We start from the raw sequence: 17,680 nt of genomic DNA on the forward strand, positions 1-17,680 counted from the left end.
ATGCCAGAAGAACAGCCGCTGTCCGAGACACCGTTCGCCTCGCTGACGCGATACCCGCCCGGCGCTCGGACCCTCTTCTGCCTCCCCTACGCCGGTGGGGACGTCACCGCCTTCTGGGCGTGGCGGCAGGCGTTCGACGGCATCCTGGACGTACGGGTGGCCATGCTGCCAGGCCGGGAGGGCCGGGTGGCCGAGCCCGGAGCCCTCTCCCCTGAGCTGATCGCCCGGTCCGTCGCCGCCGAGGTCGCCCGGCAGCGCACGCCGTACGCGATCTACGGGCACAGCATGGGCGGCCGGGTCGCCTTCGAGGTGGTCCGCGAGCTGCGGCGGCTGGGCGTACGGGCGCCCGAATGCCTCTACGTCGGCGCCGCGCACCCGCCGGAGCGCCAGGAGACGCTGGGACGGTGGACGGGCCTGGGCGACGAGGACCTGGTCGACGAGGTGATCCTGCGGCTCGGCGCGCCCGCGGAGTTACGGACGCAGCCCGAGGTCAAGGCCCTGCTCATCCCCGCCCTGCGGACGGACATGGACTGGCTGCGCCGCTACCGCTACACCCGCGAGGAGCCCCTGGACGTGCCCATCGTCGCCTTCGCCGGCGCGCACGACCGGGAGGTCGCCCACCCGAGCATGCTCGCCTGGGCCCGCCACACCTCCTCGGCCTTCCGCCTGCACACGCTCGACGCCGCGCACCTCTTCCTCGCCACGCACGGCGAGGAGGTGGCGCGGACGATCGCGGCCGGCCCCGAGCGGGCCATCGCCGCCGACGAGGTGCACGTGTGGCTGGCCGACCTCGACGAGCTGCCCGAGATGTGCGCGGCCCTCGACGAGCTGTCGCCGCGGGAGGCGGCGCGGGCGGCCCGGTTCCGGCAGGAGGACGGGCGGCGCGGGTTCGTCGGCAGGTCGGTGCTGCTGCGGCGGCTGCTCAGGGAGTACGGGGCCGACCCCGGCCTCGCCGAGCCGCCCGGCCGGTCCGGCGGCCTGCCGTACGGCGGGACCGGGCTCACCTACAGCGTCGCCCGGTCGGGCGGGCTCGTGCTGGTCGCGCTGACGACCGGCCGGGAGGTGGGCGCCGACCTGGAGCGCCTGCGCCCGCCGGCGGACGAGCAGACGTTCTTCGAGCGGATGCTGGACGAGCGGGAGCGCGCCGAGTTCGCCGCGCTGCCCGAGGAGCTGCGGCTGCACAGCGCGTTGCGCACGTGGACGGCCAAGGAGGCGCTGCTGAAGGCGTCCGGCGACGGGCGGCGGGTGGATCCGGCGCGGTTCGGGTTCGCCGGGCAGCGTCCGGGCCGGGCGTGGGTGCCGGAGGCGTCCCCCGAAGCGGGCCCAGAGACGGGCCCAGTGATGGGCCCAGAAATGGGCGCCGAGATGGGTGCTGAGACGGGTGCCGAGGCGGAGTGGCTGGCGGGGTGGCGGGTGACGCACCTGCCGCTGGGCCGGGCGATCGCCGCGATCGCCGTGCGCGCGCCGGGCTTCCTGCTGCGTTTCGAGACGGTACGGCGAGGCCGGCTGGTCCGGCCGGGTGTGGAGGCCGCAGGATGACACTCCTCAGCAGTCTGATCACGGCTCAGGCCGCGCGGACCCCGGACGCCCCGGCGGTCCGGCAGTGGGAGAACGTGCTCACCTACGCCGAGCTGGTCGAGCGGGCGTGGGCGCTGGCGGGCCGGCTGCGCGAGCTCGGCGTCGGGCCGGAGGCGCGGGTGGGGCTGTGCACCCGCCGCACCCCGCTGATGCCGGTGGCGGTGCTGGCCGTGCATCTGGCGGGCGGCGCGTACGTGCCGCTGGACCCCGGGCATCCGCGCCAGCGGCTGGAGGAGGTGCTGGAGGACGCCGGGATCGCGGTGGTCGTCGTGGACGAGCGCGGCCACGAGCTGCTGGACGGCTGCGCCGCCACGCTCGTCGACGCCTTCCAGCCGGGACCGGCCGAGCCCCGGGAGAGCGGCGCCGTCGCGGGCAACGCGGCGTGGGTGATCTACACCTCCGGCTCCACCGGACGGCCCAAGGGCGTGGTGGTGAGCCACGCCAACGCCGTCTTCTTCGTCACCGCGACCGTCGCGCGCTTCGGCCTGGACGCGAGTTGCAGCTCGATGGCCTTCTCCGCGCTGGGCTTCGACGCCTCGATCATGGACATGGTGCTCCCGCTGACCGTCGGCGGCTGCGTGCAGCTCGTGCCGGACGAGGACCGCGTGGACCCGGCCCGGTTGCAGCACTTCCTGGAGGGCCACGACGTCACCTGGGGCTACCTCCCGCCCGCGCTGCTGCCGCTGGTGGACCCGAGCCGGCTGCCGCACCTGCGGGACGTGGTGACGGCGGGCGAGCCGCCCCCGCCCGAGCAGGTGGCGCGCTGGTCGGCGCACACCCGCTTCCACAACCTGTACGGCCCGACCGAGCTGACCGTCGTCGTGGTGGGCGGCGAGTTCCGCGGCGTGTGGGAGCGGCCGCTGCCGATCGGCCGGCCGTTGACCGGCTGCCGGGCCTACATCGTGGACGAGGACATGAACCTGTGCCCGCCGGGCGTCCCCGGCGAGCTGCTCGTCGGCGGCCCGCAGGTCAGCCGCGGCTACCTGGACCGGCCGGCGCTGACGGCCGAGCGGTTCGTGCCCGACCCGTTCTCGGACGAGCCGGGCGCGCGGCTGTACCGGACCGGCGACCACGTGGCCTGGCAGGAGGACGGCCAGATCGCGTTCATGGGCCGCCTCGACCGCCAGGTGAAGGTCCAGGGGCAGCGCGTGGAGATCGGCGAGGTGGAGACCACGTTGCGCGCCCATCCCGGAGTGCGGCAGGCGGTGGTGGACTACGCGGGCGAGCTGGTCGCCTACGTGACGCCGCAGGACGCGCCCGACCTGGCCGCCCTGCGCGAGGACCTGGCGGTGCGGCTGCCGCCGTACATGCTGCCGACCAGGCTGGTCCGGCTGCCGCTCCTCCCGCTGAACGCCTCGGGCAAGGTGGACCTCGCCGCCCTGCGGGCGCAGTCGCAGCGGGAGCGGGGAACGGCGAGCGGGCTGGCCGGGATCTGGGCGCGGGTGCTGGAGGCGCCCGTCCCGGACGACGAGGACGACTTCTTCCAGCGCGGCGGCCACTCGCTGCGGGCCATGCGGCTGGTGGCCGCGGTGCGCGCGGAGCTGGGCCGGGTGGTCTCGGTCCAGGACGTCTACGAGGGCCGGACCTACGGCGCGCTGCGCGCTCTCGTTGCGGGCGCGGAGCGGGCCTCCGCCGCCGCGCCGCCCACCGGCAGCCCGGCCGCGTTCTCCCCCGCCCAGCGCCGGATGTGGTTCGTCGAGCAGCTCGCGCCCGAGTCGGCCGCGCACAACATCGCGATGGCCGAGCGGATCCGGGGCCCGCTCGACGTCGCCGCGCTCCGCCGGGCGCTCACCGCCGTGGTGGCGGCCCACGAGGCGTTGCGCTGGCGGGTGGCCTCGCGCGACGGGATCCCCGACGTGACGGTCGCGCCGCCGGGTGAGGTGCCGCTGCCGATCGACGACCTCTCCCCCGCCGATCTGGACGCGGCGCTGCAGAAGGAGGCGCGGGAACGGTTCGACCTGGCCGCCGGGCCGCTGTTCCGGGCGCGGCTGCTCCGGCCGGCCCCCGACGAGCACGTGCTCTGCCTGACCGCGCACCACCTGGTGTTCGACGGCTGGTCGCAGGACGTGCTCTTCCGCGGCCTGTCGGCCGCCTACCGCGGCGAGCCGGTCGAGGCGGGCGAGCACACGTTCGCCGACTACGTGCGCTGGCTGCGGGCGAACGGCGACGGCCAGGCGCTGGGCTGGTGGCGCGAGCGCCTGCACGACGCCCCGCTGGTGCTGGACCTGCCCAGGGACGCGCCCAGGCCGCCCGCGCAGACCTTCCGCGGCGCCGCCGTCCGTGGCGAGGTGGACGCGGAGCTGGCCGGCCGGGTGGCCGAGCTGGCGGCCGAGCTCGGCACCACCCCGTACGCGGTGCTGCTGGCCGCCTTCGCGCGCCGCCTGGCCACCCTCGCCGGACGGGACGACCTGGTGGTGGGCGCGGCCTACGCCGACCGGCCGCACGTGGCGTTCGAGTCGCTGGTGGGGATGTGCGTGCAGGTCCTGCCGCTGCGGCTGCGCCCCCGTGGCGGCTTCGCCGAGCAGGTGACGGCGTGCGCGGCCGAGCTGAACGCCGCGATCAGGCACCGGGACGTGCCGCTCGGGCAGCTCCTGGAGTCGCTGCGGCTGCCGCGCGACCTGAGCCGCAACCCGATCACGCAGGTCATGTTCAACATGTACAACTTCGCGCAGGCCCAGCTGGACCTGGACGGCTGCGCGAGCGAGACGCTGCGGCCGGGCCTGCCGGGCGCGCTGTTCGACCTGACGATGTACGTGGGCGAGCAGCGCGGCGGTTACGCGCTGGAGCTGGTCTACAACCCCGACCTGTTCTCCGCCGAGCGCATGACGGCGCTGGTGGACGGCTACGTCGAGCTGCTCGGCGAGTCGCTGACCGGACAGGCGCGCCCCGAGCCCCCCGACGCCGAACTGCCGGCCTGGGACGGGCCCGGCCTGCTGGAGCTGGCCGGCGACGCGCACGCCGGGGCGCGGCGGCGGACCGAGGCGGCGCTGCGGAGCGCGGGGGTCGAGCCGGGGGCCGTGGTGGCCGTCGTCGCCTCCCGGGTGCCCGAGCTGCCGGGGGTCCTGCTCGGCGTGCTGGCGGCGGGGGCCCGGTGGGTGGTGATCGACTCGGCCTATCCCGCCGCCGTCCAGGAGCGGCAGATCGCCGCCGCGGGAGCGCGGGCGGTGCTCCGGGACGACGTGATCGAGCTGCGCGAGGGCGGCGCCCCGCTGCCGGGGCCCGGCTACCTGTCGATGACCTCGGGCACCACGGGCGAGCCCAAGGCGGTCGTCACCGGCGAGCGGCCGCTGGCCCACTTCCTGTCCTGGTACGTCCGCACCTTCGCGGTCGAGCCGCGCGACCGGTTCGCGCTCCTGCACGGACCGGCCCACGACCCGGCGCTGCGCGACATGTTCGTGCCGGCCGTGGCGGGCGCCGAGCTGTTCGTGCCCGACCACGAGCTGGTCCGCGATCCCGGCAAGCTCGTCACCTGGCTGCGCGAGCACGCGATCACCGTCCTGCATCTGACGCCGCAGCTCGCGGCGATGCTGGCGGGCACCGGCGGCACGCTGCCCGACGTGCGGCTGGCCGGGGTGGGCGGCGACCTGTTCACCGGCGTCCAGGCGGCCCGGCTGCGCGCGTTCCTGCCCGATGCCCGGATCGTCGCCTTCTACGGCACGACCGAGACGCCGCAGGCGCACGCGTGGCACGAGCTCGCGGAGCCGTACCCGGAGGTCGTGCCGATCGGGCGGCCCGTCGAGGGCAGCGAGATCATCGTGGTGACGCCGGACGGCAGGCGGGCGGGCGTGGGCGAGCTCGGCGAGGTGGTCGTCCGCAGCCGCCACCTGTCCGACGGCTACCTGGATCCGGCGCTGACCGGCCGCCGCTTCACCGGCGACCGCTTCCGCACCGGCGACCTCGGCCGGCGCAACCCCGACGGCACGATCACCCCGGCGGGGCGCGCCGACGACCAGGTGAAGGTGCGCGGCTTCCGGGTCGAGCTGGGCGAGGTGGAGGCCGCGCTCGCCGCCTGCCGGGACGTGCGCGCCGCCGCGGCCAGGGTCGAGGGCGGCACGCTCGTCGGCTACGTGGTGCCCGCCCGGCCGGGGCTGGCGGCGCACCGCCTCCTGGACGAGCTGCGCGGCGCGCTGCCCGAGCACGCCGTCCCCAGCGAGGTGGTGACGCTGCCCGCGCTGCCGCTGACGCCCAACGGCAAGGTGGACCGCGCCGCGCTGCGCGGTCGGCCGGTCGAGCAGCCCAAGACCGGCGGCGGCCTCGACGGCCCCACCCAGAAGACGGTCGCCCAGGTGTGGCGCGCCGTGCTGGGCGTGCCGCGGCTCGGCCCCGACGACAACTTCTTCGAGATCGGCGGCCATTCGCTGGCCGTGGCGGCGGTGCAGGCCCGGCTGCGGGCGGCGACCGGCCGCGAGATCCCGATCACCGAGCTGTTCAGGCATCCCACGATCCGGACGCTGGCCGCGCATCTCGATGGCGCGGGCGGCAGTCCGGGACTGGACCGGGCGGCGCGCCGCCTGGCCTCACGGCGAGACAGGTTGAGGAACCGCAACGAGAAGGGGATTGCCCCATGACGGACGAGCCCACGGCCGAGCCGATCGCGATCATCGGCTTGTCGTGCCGAGTCCCGGGAGCGGGTGACGCGCAGCAGTTCTGGCGCAACCTCGCCGACGGCGTCGAGTCGCTGACCACGTACACCCTGGAGGAGCAACGGGCGCTGGGCACGGCGGAGAGCCTGCTGGCCGACCCGAACTTCGTGCCGGCCGCCATGACGCTGGACGACTACGAGGGCTTCGACGCGGCGTTCTTCGGCATGTCGATCAGGGAGGCCGAGGTGCGCGACCCGCAGCACCGGCTGTTCCTGGAGCTGTCGCACACGGCGCTGGAGGACGCGGGCTACGACCCGTTCCGCTACCCGGGCGAGATCGGCGTCTACGCCGGGACCGGGACGGACACCTACCAGTGGCGCAACATCCGCAGCAACGCCCAGGCGCACAAGAACGCCGGCTGGCTGGCGGTCATGGTGGGCAACCACGTGGACTACTGCGCCACCCTCACCTCCTACAAGCTCGACCTGCGCGGCCCCAGCTACACCGTGCACACCGCGTGCTCGACCGCGCTGGTGGCCTTCCACATCGCGTGCGAGGCGCTGCGCAACGGCGAATGTGACATGGCGCTGGCCGGCGCGGCCATGCTGGACCTGCCGCAGGGCGAGGGCTACATCTACGACCAGGACGGCATCGTCTCCCCCGACGGGCACACCCGCTCCTTCGACGCCGACGCCGGCGGCACGACCTGGGGCAGCGGCGGCGGCGTGCTCGTGCTGAAGCGGCTGTCGGAGGCGATCGAGGACCGCGACAACATCCGCGCGGTGGTCCTGGGCAACGCGATCAACAACGACGGCGCGGGCAAGGTCGGCTTCTCCGCCCCCAGCCTGGACGGCCAGGCCGCGGTGATCGCGCAGGCGCTGGGCGTCGGCGGCGTGGATCCCCGTACGGTCACCTACGTCGAGGCGCACGGCACCGGCACGGCGCTCGGCGACCCGATCGAGGTGGCCGCGCTGTCCAGCGTGTTCGCCCAGCACACCAGCGACACCCAGTGGTGCGGCATCGGCTCGGTCAAGAGCAACATCGGCCACCTCGGCCAGTCGGCCGGCATCCCCAGCCTGGTCAAGACGGTGCTGGCGCTGGAGAACAAGCTGATCCCGCCGACGCTGCACTTCAAGAGCCCCAACCCGAAGATCGACTTCCCGGCGAGCCCGTTCTACGTCGTCTCCTCGCCGACGAAGTGGGAGCGCGACGACTTCCCGCGCCGCGCGGGGGTCAGCTCGTTCGGCATCGGCGGCACGAACGCGCACGCCGTGCTGGAGGAGGCCCCGCCGCGCCCGTCGCTGCCCCGTGAGCGGCCCGCCCACCTGCTGAAGCTGTCGGCCAGGACGGAGTCGGCGCTGGCCGCGGCGCGCGAGCGGCTGGCCGCGCACCTGGCCGCGCACCCCGAGACGGACCTGGCCGACGCCGCGTTCACGCTGCGCGTGGGCCGCCGGGAGCTCAAGCACCGGGCCGTCGTCGTCGCCACCTCGCCGGGCGACGCGGTGGCCGCGCTGTCCGACCCCAGGCGGATCGTCACCGGCGCCAAGCCGAAGCGACCGGCGCAGGTCGCCTTCCTCTTCTCCGGCCAGGGCGCCCAGTACGGCGGCATGGCCGCGGAGCTGTACCGCAACGAGCCGATCTTCCGCGAGGCGGTCGACGAGTGCGCGGCCGTCCTGGACGTGCGCGAGGAGATCTTCGCCACCGGCGAGGAGGCGGACGAGGCGCTGCGGCAGACCTCGCTCACCCAGCCCGCCCTGTTCACGGTCGAGTACGCGCTGGCCAGGCTCTGGCTCTCGCTGGGCGTCGAACCGGCCGCGATGATCGGCCACAGCATCGGCGAGTACGCGGCGGCCACCATCGCCGGCGTCTTCACCCTGCCCGACGCGATGCGGCTGGTCGCGGCGCGCGGCCGGCTCATCCAGGCGCTGCCGCCCGGCTCCATGCTGGCCGTGCAGCTCATGCCCGACGAGATCGCGCCGATGCTGCCCGACGACGTCTCGGTGGCCACCGTCAACGGCCCCGGCACGTGCGTCGTGTCGGGCCCGTCGGAGTCGATCGCGGAGCTGGCCGAGATGCTGGAGGAGGAGGGCATCGGCTGCACCCGGCTGCGCACCTCGCACGCCTTCCACTCGGCGATGATGGAGCCGATGCTGCGCGAGTTCCGCGAGCTGGTCGCGGCGGCCCGGCCGGCCGCGCCGAGCCTGCCGTTCCTGTCCAACGTGACCGGCACCTGGATCACCGCCGCGGAGGCCACGGACCCGTCCTACTGGGCCAGGCACGTGCGCGAACCGGTCCGCTTCGGCGACTGCGTCTCGACGCTCCTGGCCGACGGCGAATGGATCATGATCGAGTGCGGGCCGGGCCGGCAGCTGTGCGGTCTGGCGGGCACCCAGCTCGCCGCCGGCGCGATCGCCCCGCTGCCGTCGCTGCCCGGCCCGCGCGACCGGGCCGGTGACGTCGCGGTCTTCTCGCAGGCCGTCGGCGCGCTGTGGGTGCACGGCATCGAGCTGAACGACTTCGGCGCCCCCGGCTTCCGGGTCTCCCTGCCGGGCTACCCGTGGGAGCGGCAGCGCGCCTGGATCGACCCCGACCCGCAGGGCGCCTTCGCCGGCGGCGTCGCCCATCCGCAGCAGGCCGGCGGCCCCCTGCCGCCCGAGCGGTGGTACGGCGTGCCCGTCTGGCGCCAGGCGCCGGCCCGTCCGGGGACGCCGTCGCCGGTCACGCGCTGCCTGGCCTTCGTGGACGAGGGCTCGGCCGCGCTGGCCGACGCGCTGCGCGCCTCCGGGGCCGAGGTGCTGGAGGTGCGGCCGGGCGCCGCGTTCGGCGCCTTCGACGGGCACTTCACGGTGCGGCCGGCCGTACGGGAGGACTACGACGCGCTGCTCGAAGCGGTCGGCGAGATCCCCGAGCGGATCGTGCACGCCTGGGCGCTCACCGGCGGCGAGCAGACGTGGGCGGCGCAGGACCGCGGCTTCTTCGGCGTCCTGGGTCTCGTGCAGGCGCTGTCGGCGGCCCAGCCTCCGGGCGGGGTGCAGCTCGACCTGGTGACCGCGGGCACGATGGACGTCGTCGGCGGCGACCTGACCAGGCCGGAGCACGCGACGCTGGCGGCCTTCGCCCGGGTCGTCCCGCTGGAGACGCCGTGGCTGCGCGTCCGGCACATCGACGTGCCGGACGGTGAGGCGAACCGGCCGGCGGCGGCGCGGAGCCTCGCCGCCGAGCTGGGCCGCGCGGCCGAGCCCGGCGAGGCCGGGCTGCTGGCCCCGGTCGCCCTGCGCGGCGGGAAGCGGTGGCTGCTCGGATACGAGCAGGTCGAGGTGGACAGCGAGCCGGGCGAGCCGCGCGACGGCCAGGTGTACGTGATCACCGGCGGTCTGGGCGGCATCGGCATCTCGCTGGCCGAGGACCTGGCGGCGCGGGCCCGCGTCAACCTGGTCCTGCTGTCCAGGAGCGGGCTGCCCGGCGGCCCGCCGCGGTCGGCCCGCGAGGCGCGCGCCGCCGAGGCGATCGGCCGGATGGAGGCCGCCGGGGCGCGGGTGCTGACCCTGGCCGCCGACGTGACCGATCCGGCGGACATGCGCCGCGCCAGGGACGAGACGCTGGCCGCCTTCGGCCGGGTGGACGTGCTCGTCCACGCGGCCGGCCTGCCCGGCGGCGGCATGGCCCAGATCAAGGAGCGGGAGGCGGCCGAGGCCGTGCTCCGGCCCAAGCTGCTCGGCACGCTGGCGCTCCAGGAGGCGTTCGGCGACCTGGAGCTGGAGGCCGTGGTGCTCTGCTCGTCGATCACCGCGGTGGCCGGCGGGTTCGGGCAGATCGACTACTGCGCGGCCAACAACTTCCTCGACGCGCACGCCCGCGCCGGACGAGGCTGGAACGCCGCCCAGGTCGTCAGCGTCAACTGGGGCAGATGGCTGGAAGTCGGCATGGCGGTGGAGACGGCGGCGCCCGCCGGATTCGTCGCCTTGCAGCGCGGCGACCGGATCAAGGCGCTCGACCACCCGGTCCTCGACGCGCGGCACGCCGGAGAGATCGGCGGGCTCGACTGGTGCAGCGGCACGCTCTCGCCCGCCACGCACTGGGTGCTGGACGAGCACCGCATCGCCGACGTGCCGGTGCTGCCCGGCACCGGCCACGTCGAGCTGGCCAGGACGGCCGCCGAGGCGGTGCTGCCCGGCGACGGGGTCATCGAGCTGCGGGACGTGGTGTTCGTCGAACCGCTGTCGGTGGCCGACGGCGCGACCGCCGAGGTGAGGGTGCTCTTCACCCCGGAGGCGGACGGCGCCGAGTTCCAGGTGCAGAGCATCATCGGCGGCTCGCACCGCAGCCACGCCAGGGGCACGGCGGCCAAGGTGAGCCCGCCGCCCGCCGACCGCGTGGACCTGCGCGCCATCATGGACCGCTGCGTCTCCTCGGCGGACGAGCAGGGCGGCGTCCCGCTGTCGGGCCTGCTCACGCTGGGCGGCCACTGGCACCGGACGCTGACCGCCACGCACGTCGGGCAGCAGGAGGCGCTCGGCCTGTTCGAGGCCAACGACGTGCTGATGGCCGACCTCGACCGGTGGGGGCTGCACCCGGCCCTGCTCGACGCCGCCACCACCTTCAGCTGGGTCGCGGTCGAGGGCCACTACCTGCCGCTCGGCTACGGCCGCATCACCGTCTTCGGCGGCCTGCCCGAGGCGTTCTGGAGCCATCTGCGCATCACCAGCACCGACACCGACGAGGTGCTGGTCGTCGACGTCACGTTGATCGCGCCCGACGGCACGGTGCTGGTGCAGATCTCCGACTACGTCCTGCGCAGGATCGACACCGAGGCCGTGGTCTCCGGGGTCCGCTCCAGCGCCGGGTCCCAGGTCGCCGCCCCGGCCGGGGCCGCTTCGTCGGCGGCTTCGCCGGCGGCGGCCGACGACGTGGCCGGCATCAGGCCGGCCGACGGCGCCCTCTCCCTGCGCCGGCTGCTCGCCGCCCCGCTCGGCCCCCAGGTCGTGGTGGCGGCCAGTACGGTGGCCGAGCTCGTCGCCGGCGTCGGCTCGCTGACCCAGGAGACCGTCGAGAGCGAGCTCGACCCGGCGGCGGTCGCCGACCGGCAGGACAAGGCGCCCGCCGAGGGCTACGTCGCGCCGCGCAACGACGCCGAGGCCACGATCGCCCGCCTGTGGGGCGAGGTGCTCGGCGGCGACCACATCGGCGTCGACGACGACTTCTTCGAGCTGGGCGGCAACTCGCTCATCGCGGTCCAGCTCATCGCCCTGATCCGCAAGGAGCTGGGGGTGCGGCTGCCGATGCGCAACCTGTTCGAGGAGCCGACCGTGGCCGGGGTCGCCGCCCTGATCGAAGCCGCCACGGCCGCCGCCCCCGAGCCCGCCCCGGCCGGGCCCGCCACCCAGACCATCCCCCGCCTCCCCCGGAGTTCCGCATGAGCGCAGAGACCAGCACAGTAACCAGCACAGAGACCGGCACGGACACCAAGGTCGTACGCAACGACGAGGAGCAGTACTCCATCTGGCCGGCCGGCCGGGACAACCCCTCCGGCTGGTACGACGCCGGTTTCTCCGGCACCAAGGACGCCTGTCTGGCTCACATCGAGCAGGTGTGGACCGACATGCGGCCGAAGAGTCTGCGAGAGGCCATGGACAGTGAGTGATGCCTTCCCCGCCTCCTCCGGCCAGGAGCGGATGTGGTTCCTTTCGCGCTTCGAGCCCGATCTGGCCGTCTACAACATCGGCATGGTCATGCCGATGGCGGCCAGGCAGCCGGTGGACCCCCGCCGGCTGGAGCGGGCGATCGATCTGGTGGTGCGGCGTCATGAGGCGCTGCGCACCACGTTCGACTTCCGGGAGGGGCAGGTCGTGCAGATCGTCCACCCCGGCGCGCCGCCGACGGCGCTGACCGAGACGGACCTGAGCCACCTTCCGCGGGCCGCCGCCGAGGCGGAGCTGGCCCGCCTGGCCAAGGCGGACGCGGTGCTGCCCTTCGACATGGAACGGGCGCCGCTCTACCGCGGCAGGCACGTCAAGCTGGCCGAGGACGACCTGCGGCTGGCCGTCGTCTTCGACCACACGATCTTCGACGGCGTCTCGTCCATGGTCTTCATGGACGAGGTGGAGGAGTGCTACGACGCGCTCGGCGAGGACCGTCCGCCGAAGCTGCCCGAGCTGCCGATCCAGTTCGCCGACTTCGCCGTGTGGCAGCGCGGCAGGTTGTCCGGCGAGTTCCTGGAGACCGAGCTGGTGCACTGGCGGGAGCGGCTGGCCGGGGTGCCCGCCGACCTCGCCCTGCCGGGCGACCGGCCGCGGCCGGCCCGCCGCAGCTACCGGGGCGGGATCCGGCTCGGCGTCTACTCCCCCGAGCTGTCGGCGGGCGTGGAGCGGCTGGCCAAGGAGCTCAACACGACGTTGTTCACGGTGATGCTCACCGCGTACGCCGCCGTGCTGTCGCGCTGGTCGGGGATCGACGACATCGTGGTGGGCACGCCGGTCGCGGGCCGGCTGCTGCCCGAGACCGAGCCGGTCATCGGCATGTTCGTCAACGCGGTGCCGCTGCGCGTGGACCTGTCGGGCGCGCCCGGCTTCCGCGAGGCGGCCGGGCGGGTGCGGGCGACGGTGGCCGAGGCGCTGGACCATCAGGAGCTGCCGTTCGAGCGGCTCGTGGAGGACCTGCAGCCGGCCCGGGACCTGAGCGTGCCGCCGATCTACCAGGTGATGTTCAACCTGGCGATCCGCACCAACGAAGGGCAGATCGCCAACGGCACCGCCAAGGTGGATCTCCAGCTCGACGTCAACATGCGCGACGGGCTGCTGCACACCCGGCTGGAGTACGCCACCGACCTGTTCGACCCCGAGACGATCGAACGCTTCGAGGCGAACCTGCGCACGCTGGTCGAGGCGGCCGCCGCCGACCCCGGCCGGGCGGTGCCCGAGCTCCCCGTGCTCGCCGCGGACGAGCGGGCGCGCGTCCTGGCCCTCGGGGACGGCGGCCCGCAGGCCGGGCCCGGCACCCTGCACACGCTGATCGAGGCCCGGGCCGCCGCGACCCCCGACGCCCCCGCGGTGGTCTTCGGCGACGTCACGCTCACCTACGCCGAGCTCAACGGCCGCGCCAACCGGCTGGCCCGGCGGTTGCGGCAGATCGGCGTGGAGCGCGGCCGGCCCGTCGCGGTCTGCGCGGAACGCTCGCCCGAGCTGGTCGTCGCGCTGCTCGCGGTGCTCAAGGCGGGCGGGGCGTACGTGCCGCTGGACCCGGAGTACCCGCGGGACCGGCTGGAGTTCATGCTGTCCGACTCCGGCGCGGGGGTGCTGCTCACCCAGCGCCACCTGCCGTCCTTCGGGCCGGTCGAGACGGTGCTGCTGGAGGACGACCACGACCTCGGCTCCGGCGACCTCGACCCGGTGACCGGGCCGGACGACGCCGCGTACCTGATCTACACCTCGGGCTCGACCGGCCGGCCGAAGGCCGTGGTCAACACCCATCGCGGCATCGTCAACCGGCTCGCCTGGATGCAGGAGACGTTCGGCCTGACGGCCGGCGACGTGGTGATGCAGAAGACGCCGACCAGCTTCGACGTGTCGGTGTGGGAGTTCTTCTGGCCGCTGTTGCAGGGCGCCTGCCTCGTGCCGGTGCGGCCGGGCGGCCACCGCGACCCGGCTCACCAGCGCGACCTGGTCAAGCGGCACGAGGTGACCACGATGCACTTCGTGCCGTCGATGCTCGCCCTCTTCCTGGAGGAGGCGAACATCGAGTCGTGCACGTCCCTGCGGCGCGTGGTGTGCAGCGGCGAGGAGCTGCCGCCCAGGACGGCGGCCCGCTTCTTCGAGCGCCTGCCCGGCGTGGAGCTGCACAACCTGTACGGCCCCACCGAGGCGGCCGTCGACGTCTCCTGGCACGCCTGCCGTCCGGGCGAGACGGTGATCCCCATCGGCCGCCCGATGCCCGGCTGCCGCCTGCACGTGCTCGACGAGCGCCTGGAGCCGCTGCCCGTCGGCGTGCCAGGGCAGCTGCACATCGGCGGCGTCCAGGTGGCCCGCGGTTACGCGGGACGGCCGGGGCTGACGGCCGAGCGCTTCGTCCCCGACCCGTACGGCCCGCCGGGCGCGCGGCTGTACGCCACCGGCGACCTGGCCAGGCTGCGCGCCGACGGGGAGCTGGAGTTCCTCGGCCGCATCGACGACCAGGTCAAGGTGCACGGCTGGCGGGTCGAGCTGGGCGAGGTCGAGGCGGCGCTGGCCGCGGACCCGCGGGTGCGCGGGGTGGTCGTCGCCCTGCGCGACGACGCGCCGGGCGGCCGCGGGCTGGTGGCCTACGTGGACTGGACGGGCGAGCCGAGCCGGTTGTCGCACGAGCTGCGGACCGGGCCGGCCCGCACGTTGCCGGCGGCGCTGGTGCCGCAGGCGTTCGTGCAGGTCAGCCAGTTCCCCGTGGGCCCGAGCGGGAAGCTCGACCGGGCCGCGCTGCCGTCGCCCACCGGGCCCGGCCGCAGCGATCTCGGCACCACCTACGTCGCGCCGGAGACGCCGCTGGAGGAGGAACTGTGCGCGCTCTGGGGCGAGCTGCTCGGCCGTGACCGGGTGGGCGTCGAGGACGACTTCTTCGCGCTCGGCGGGCACTCGCTGCTGGCCGTCCTGCTGATCACCCGGTATCGGGAGGCGTACGGGATCGAGATGGACCTGCGGGTCTGCTTCGAGCTCACCACGGTGGCCGAGCACGCGCTGGCCGTGCTGGAACTCCAGCTCGGCGACGTCGAGCTGGACGATCTCCTGGCGGAGGACGCGGACGGATGAGCGAGGTGAGAGGGCGGCTGGCCCGCCTCAGCCCGGAGCAGCGCGCGGCGCTGGAGCGCAGGCTCCAGCGGCAGCCGAAGGCCCGGCCCGCCGGGATCCCCCCGCGCAGCGACCCGGACGCGCCGGCGCCGCTCTCCTACGGGCAGGAGCGGCTGTGGTTCCTGCAGCGGCTCGACCCCGCCGACGCCTCCTACAACATGTACATGGTGCAGCGGCTGCGCGGCGAGCTGTCCGTCCGCGACCTGGCCGGGGCGCTGTCCACCGTGGCGGCGCGGCACCCGATGCTGCGGGCCCGCTTCCCCGCGGTGGAGGGCGGCCCGGTCCAGGTCGTGGAGCCGGAGCTGAAGCTCGACCCGGTGCTGGTGGACCTCGCGGACCTGCCCGCCGCCGAACGCGAGGCCCGCGCCACGGAGATCGTGGCCGAGCTGACCAACACGCCGTTCGACCTGGCCACGGGGCCGCTGGTACGGGTGCACCTGATCACGCTGTCGGCCACCGATCACGTGCTCTGCCTGGTCCTGCACCACATGGTGGCCGACGGCTGGTCACTGAAGATCATCTTTTCCGAGCTGGCCGCCTGCTACACCGGGAACGCGGCGGGGCTGGGCGTCCCGTCGATCGACTACCGCGACTTCGCGGCCTGGCAGCGTGGCCGCGAGCCGGCGCGGGAGTCGCTGGACTACTGGCGCGCCAAGCTCGACGGCGTGCAGCCGCTGGACCTGCCCACGGACCGGCCGCGGCCGGCCGTACGGGTGGCCAGCGGGGACTACTGCGCGCGGCGCATCGGCCCCGAGCTGACGGCCCGGCTGGAGCAGCTGGCCAGGGACGAGCGCGGCACGCTGTTCATGGTCCTGCTGGCCGCCTACCAGCTCCTGCTGGGCACGCACTGCGGCACCGAGGACCTGACGGTCGGCTCGGTCATCGCCGGCCGCGACCGCCCGGAGCTCCAGGACGTCGTCGGCTTCTTCCCCGAGACGCTCGTGCTGCGCGGCGACCTGTCCGGCGACCCGTCCTTCCGCACGCTACTCGCGCGGACCAGGGCGACGGTGCTGGACGCGTTCGCGCACCAGGACATCCCCTTCGAACGCCTGCTCAACGACCTCGGCATCCGCCGCGACCTGAGCACGACGCCGCTGTTCCAGGCGATGTTCGTGATCCAGGACAAGGAGGCCGGCGCCCTGCCGCTGCCCGGCATCGAGGCGGAGATGTTCGACCCGGGCGCGACCCAGGCGAAGTTCGACCTGATGCTGGACGTCACCCAGTTCGACGGCTCCCTGTGGGCGATGTTGTCCTACGCCAGCGACCTGTTCGAGGAGGAGACCGCGACGCGGTTGCTGCGGCGGTGGGAGCGGGTGCTGGAGGCGGTCGTGCGCGACCCGGGCACGCCGCTGTCCGCGCTGCGCGCGGCCATGCTGCTGCCCGAGGACCGGCCGCCGGTCCTCGACACCCCGCAACCTCCCGCGCGCGACGTGCTCGACCTCTTCCAGGAGCGCGTCCGGCTGGCTCCCGGCGCGACGGCGGTGAGCCACGGCGACCGCCGGGTCAGCTACGCCGAACTGGACGCCATGGCCGCCGCCCTGGCCGGACGCCTGGCCGCGGCCGGGGTCGGCCCGGACACGGTCGTGGGCCTGCGCGCCGGGCGCTCGATCGAGCTGATCGCCGGGATGCTCGCCGTCGGCCGGGCGGGCGGGGCCTACCTGCCGCTCGACCCGGCGTACCCGCCGGAGCGGCTGCGGTGGATGGCGGCGGACGCGGGCGCGGCCCTGGTGCTGGACGAGGACGAGCTCCGCGAGTCGCCGCAGGCGCCGCACGCCGAGGCCGCGGGGCCGGGCTCGCTGGCGTACGTGATCTACACCTCGGGCTCGACCGGGCGTCCCAAGGGCGTGGAGGTGCCGCGCGAGGCGCTGGCGTCGCGGGTGGGCTGGATGCGCGGCCACTACGAGCTCGGGCCGGGCGACCGCGTCCTGCAGTTCGCCTCGCCGAGCTTCGACACGCACGCCGAGGAGATCTACCCGGCGCTGGCCGCCGGCGCGGAGCTCGTCCTGTGCCCGGACGAGCCGCTGCCGGACTTCCTGAAGACGCCGGAGGGCGCCGCGCTCACCGTGCTGGACCTGCCCACGTCGTACTGGCAGGAGCTGGTGGCCATGGGCGTCGAGTGGCCGCCCGGCCTGCGGCTGGTCATCCTGGGCGCCGACCCGCTGCCCGGCCCCGCGCTGGCCGCCTGGTACGCGTCCGGCCCCCAGGGCGTGCGCCTGGTCAACAGCTACGGCCCCACCGAGGCCACGATCATCGCCGCCACCGCCGACATGGACCCCTCGGAGGCGCTGCGCCGCCCGGCCGTGGGCGTCGCCCTGCCCGGCACCACGCTCCAGGTGCTGGGCCCCGACGGGCTCCCGGTGCCGGCCGGCGTCGCGGGCGAGCTGCACATCGGCGGCAGCGGCCTGGCCCGCGGCTACCGGGGCGCGCCCGCCCGCACGGCCGAGCGGTTCGTCCCCGGCCCCGGCGGCTCGCGTCTCTACCGCACCGGCGACCGGGCCCGCTTCCGCCTGGACGGCAGCCTGGAGATCCTCGGCCGGCTGGACCGGCAGGTGAAGGTGCGCGGTTACCGCGTCGAGCCGGGCGAGGTGGAGTCGGCGCTGCTGGCCCACCCGTCGGTGCGGCAGGCCACGGTGGTGGTCCACGACGACCGCCTGATCGCCTACGCCGTCCACGACGCCGGGGACGCCTTACGCGAGCACCTCGCCG

At 74.9% G+C, this 17,680-nt stretch carries 6 protein-coding genes (1 of these 6 running past the window's edge); all 6 read left to right on the plus strand.

Annotated features, from left to right (window positions below):
- Tightly spaced (each overlapping or abutting the next), the 6 genes in view from ACIBQ8_RS03060 to ACIBQ8_RS03085 form a layout consistent with a single transcriptional unit that may run on beyond the window.
- Entirely contained in the window at positions 1 to 1,539 is a 1,539-nt protein-coding gene (locus tag ACIBQ8_RS03060) for a thioesterase domain-containing protein (RefSeq protein WP_397168593.1), read from the plus strand.
- On the plus strand, positions 1,536 to 6,146 hold the full coding sequence (locus tag ACIBQ8_RS03065) for an amino acid adenylation domain-containing protein (protein WP_397190870.1): 4,611 nt from the start codon (positions 1,536 to 1,538) through the stop codon (positions 6,144 to 6,146). Before ACIBQ8_RS03060 ends, ACIBQ8_RS03065 begins: the two co-directional genes overlap by 4 nt.
- Positions 6,143 to 11,578, plus strand: coding sequence for an SDR family NAD(P)-dependent oxidoreductase (locus tag ACIBQ8_RS03070; RefSeq protein ID WP_397190871.1), 5,436 nt, complete (start codon positions 6,143 to 6,145; stop codon positions 11,576 to 11,578). Before ACIBQ8_RS03065 ends, ACIBQ8_RS03070 begins: the two co-directional genes overlap by 4 nt.
- Positions 11,575 to 11,802 carry an MbtH family protein gene (locus ACIBQ8_RS03075; RefSeq protein ID WP_397168597.1) on the plus strand — a complete coding sequence of 76 codons (228 nt, stop codon included), beginning with the start codon at positions 11,575 to 11,577 and terminating at the stop codon, positions 11,800 to 11,802. The genes ACIBQ8_RS03070 and ACIBQ8_RS03075 overlap by 4 nt, the downstream gene beginning before the upstream one ends.
- A complete protein-coding gene (locus tag ACIBQ8_RS03080; RefSeq protein WP_397190872.1) occupies positions 11,795 to 14,935 on the plus strand; it encodes an amino acid adenylation domain-containing protein in 3,141 nt (1,046 codons plus the stop codon). The genes ACIBQ8_RS03075 and ACIBQ8_RS03080 overlap by 8 nt, the downstream gene beginning before the upstream one ends.
- Positions 14,932 to 17,680: the 5' portion of an amino acid adenylation domain-containing protein gene (locus ACIBQ8_RS03085; RefSeq protein ID WP_397190873.1), read on the plus strand. Its footprint extends 380 nt past the window's final position; the window shows 2,749 of its 3,129 coding nt (coding positions 1-2,749); it begins with the start codon at positions 14,932 to 14,934; its stop codon lies beyond the right edge, outside the window. Before ACIBQ8_RS03080 ends, ACIBQ8_RS03085 begins: the two co-directional genes overlap by 4 nt.

The sequence above is a fragment of the Nonomuraea sp. NPDC049646 genome (genome assembly GCF_044465525.1).
Lineage (GTDB): Bacteria > Actinomycetota > Actinomycetes > Streptosporangiales > Streptosporangiaceae > Nonomuraea.

Bases quoted from the DNA above. Each gene is read 5' to 3' on its own strand.
- ACIBQ8_RS03060 (WP_397168593.1), top strand. From the start codon at position 1: ATGCCAGAAGAACAGCCGCTGTCCGAGACACCGTTCGCCTCGCTGACG.
- ACIBQ8_RS03065 (WP_397190870.1), top strand. From the start codon at position 1,536: ATGACACTCCTCAGCAGTCTGATCACGGCTCAGGCCGCGCGGACCCCG.
- ACIBQ8_RS03070 (WP_397190871.1), top strand. From the start codon at position 6,143: ATGACGGACGAGCCCACGGCCGAGCCGATCGCGATCATCGGCTTGTCG.
- ACIBQ8_RS03075 (WP_397168597.1), top strand. From the start codon at position 11,575: ATGAGCGCAGAGACCAGCACAGTAACCAGCACAGAGACCGGCACGGAC.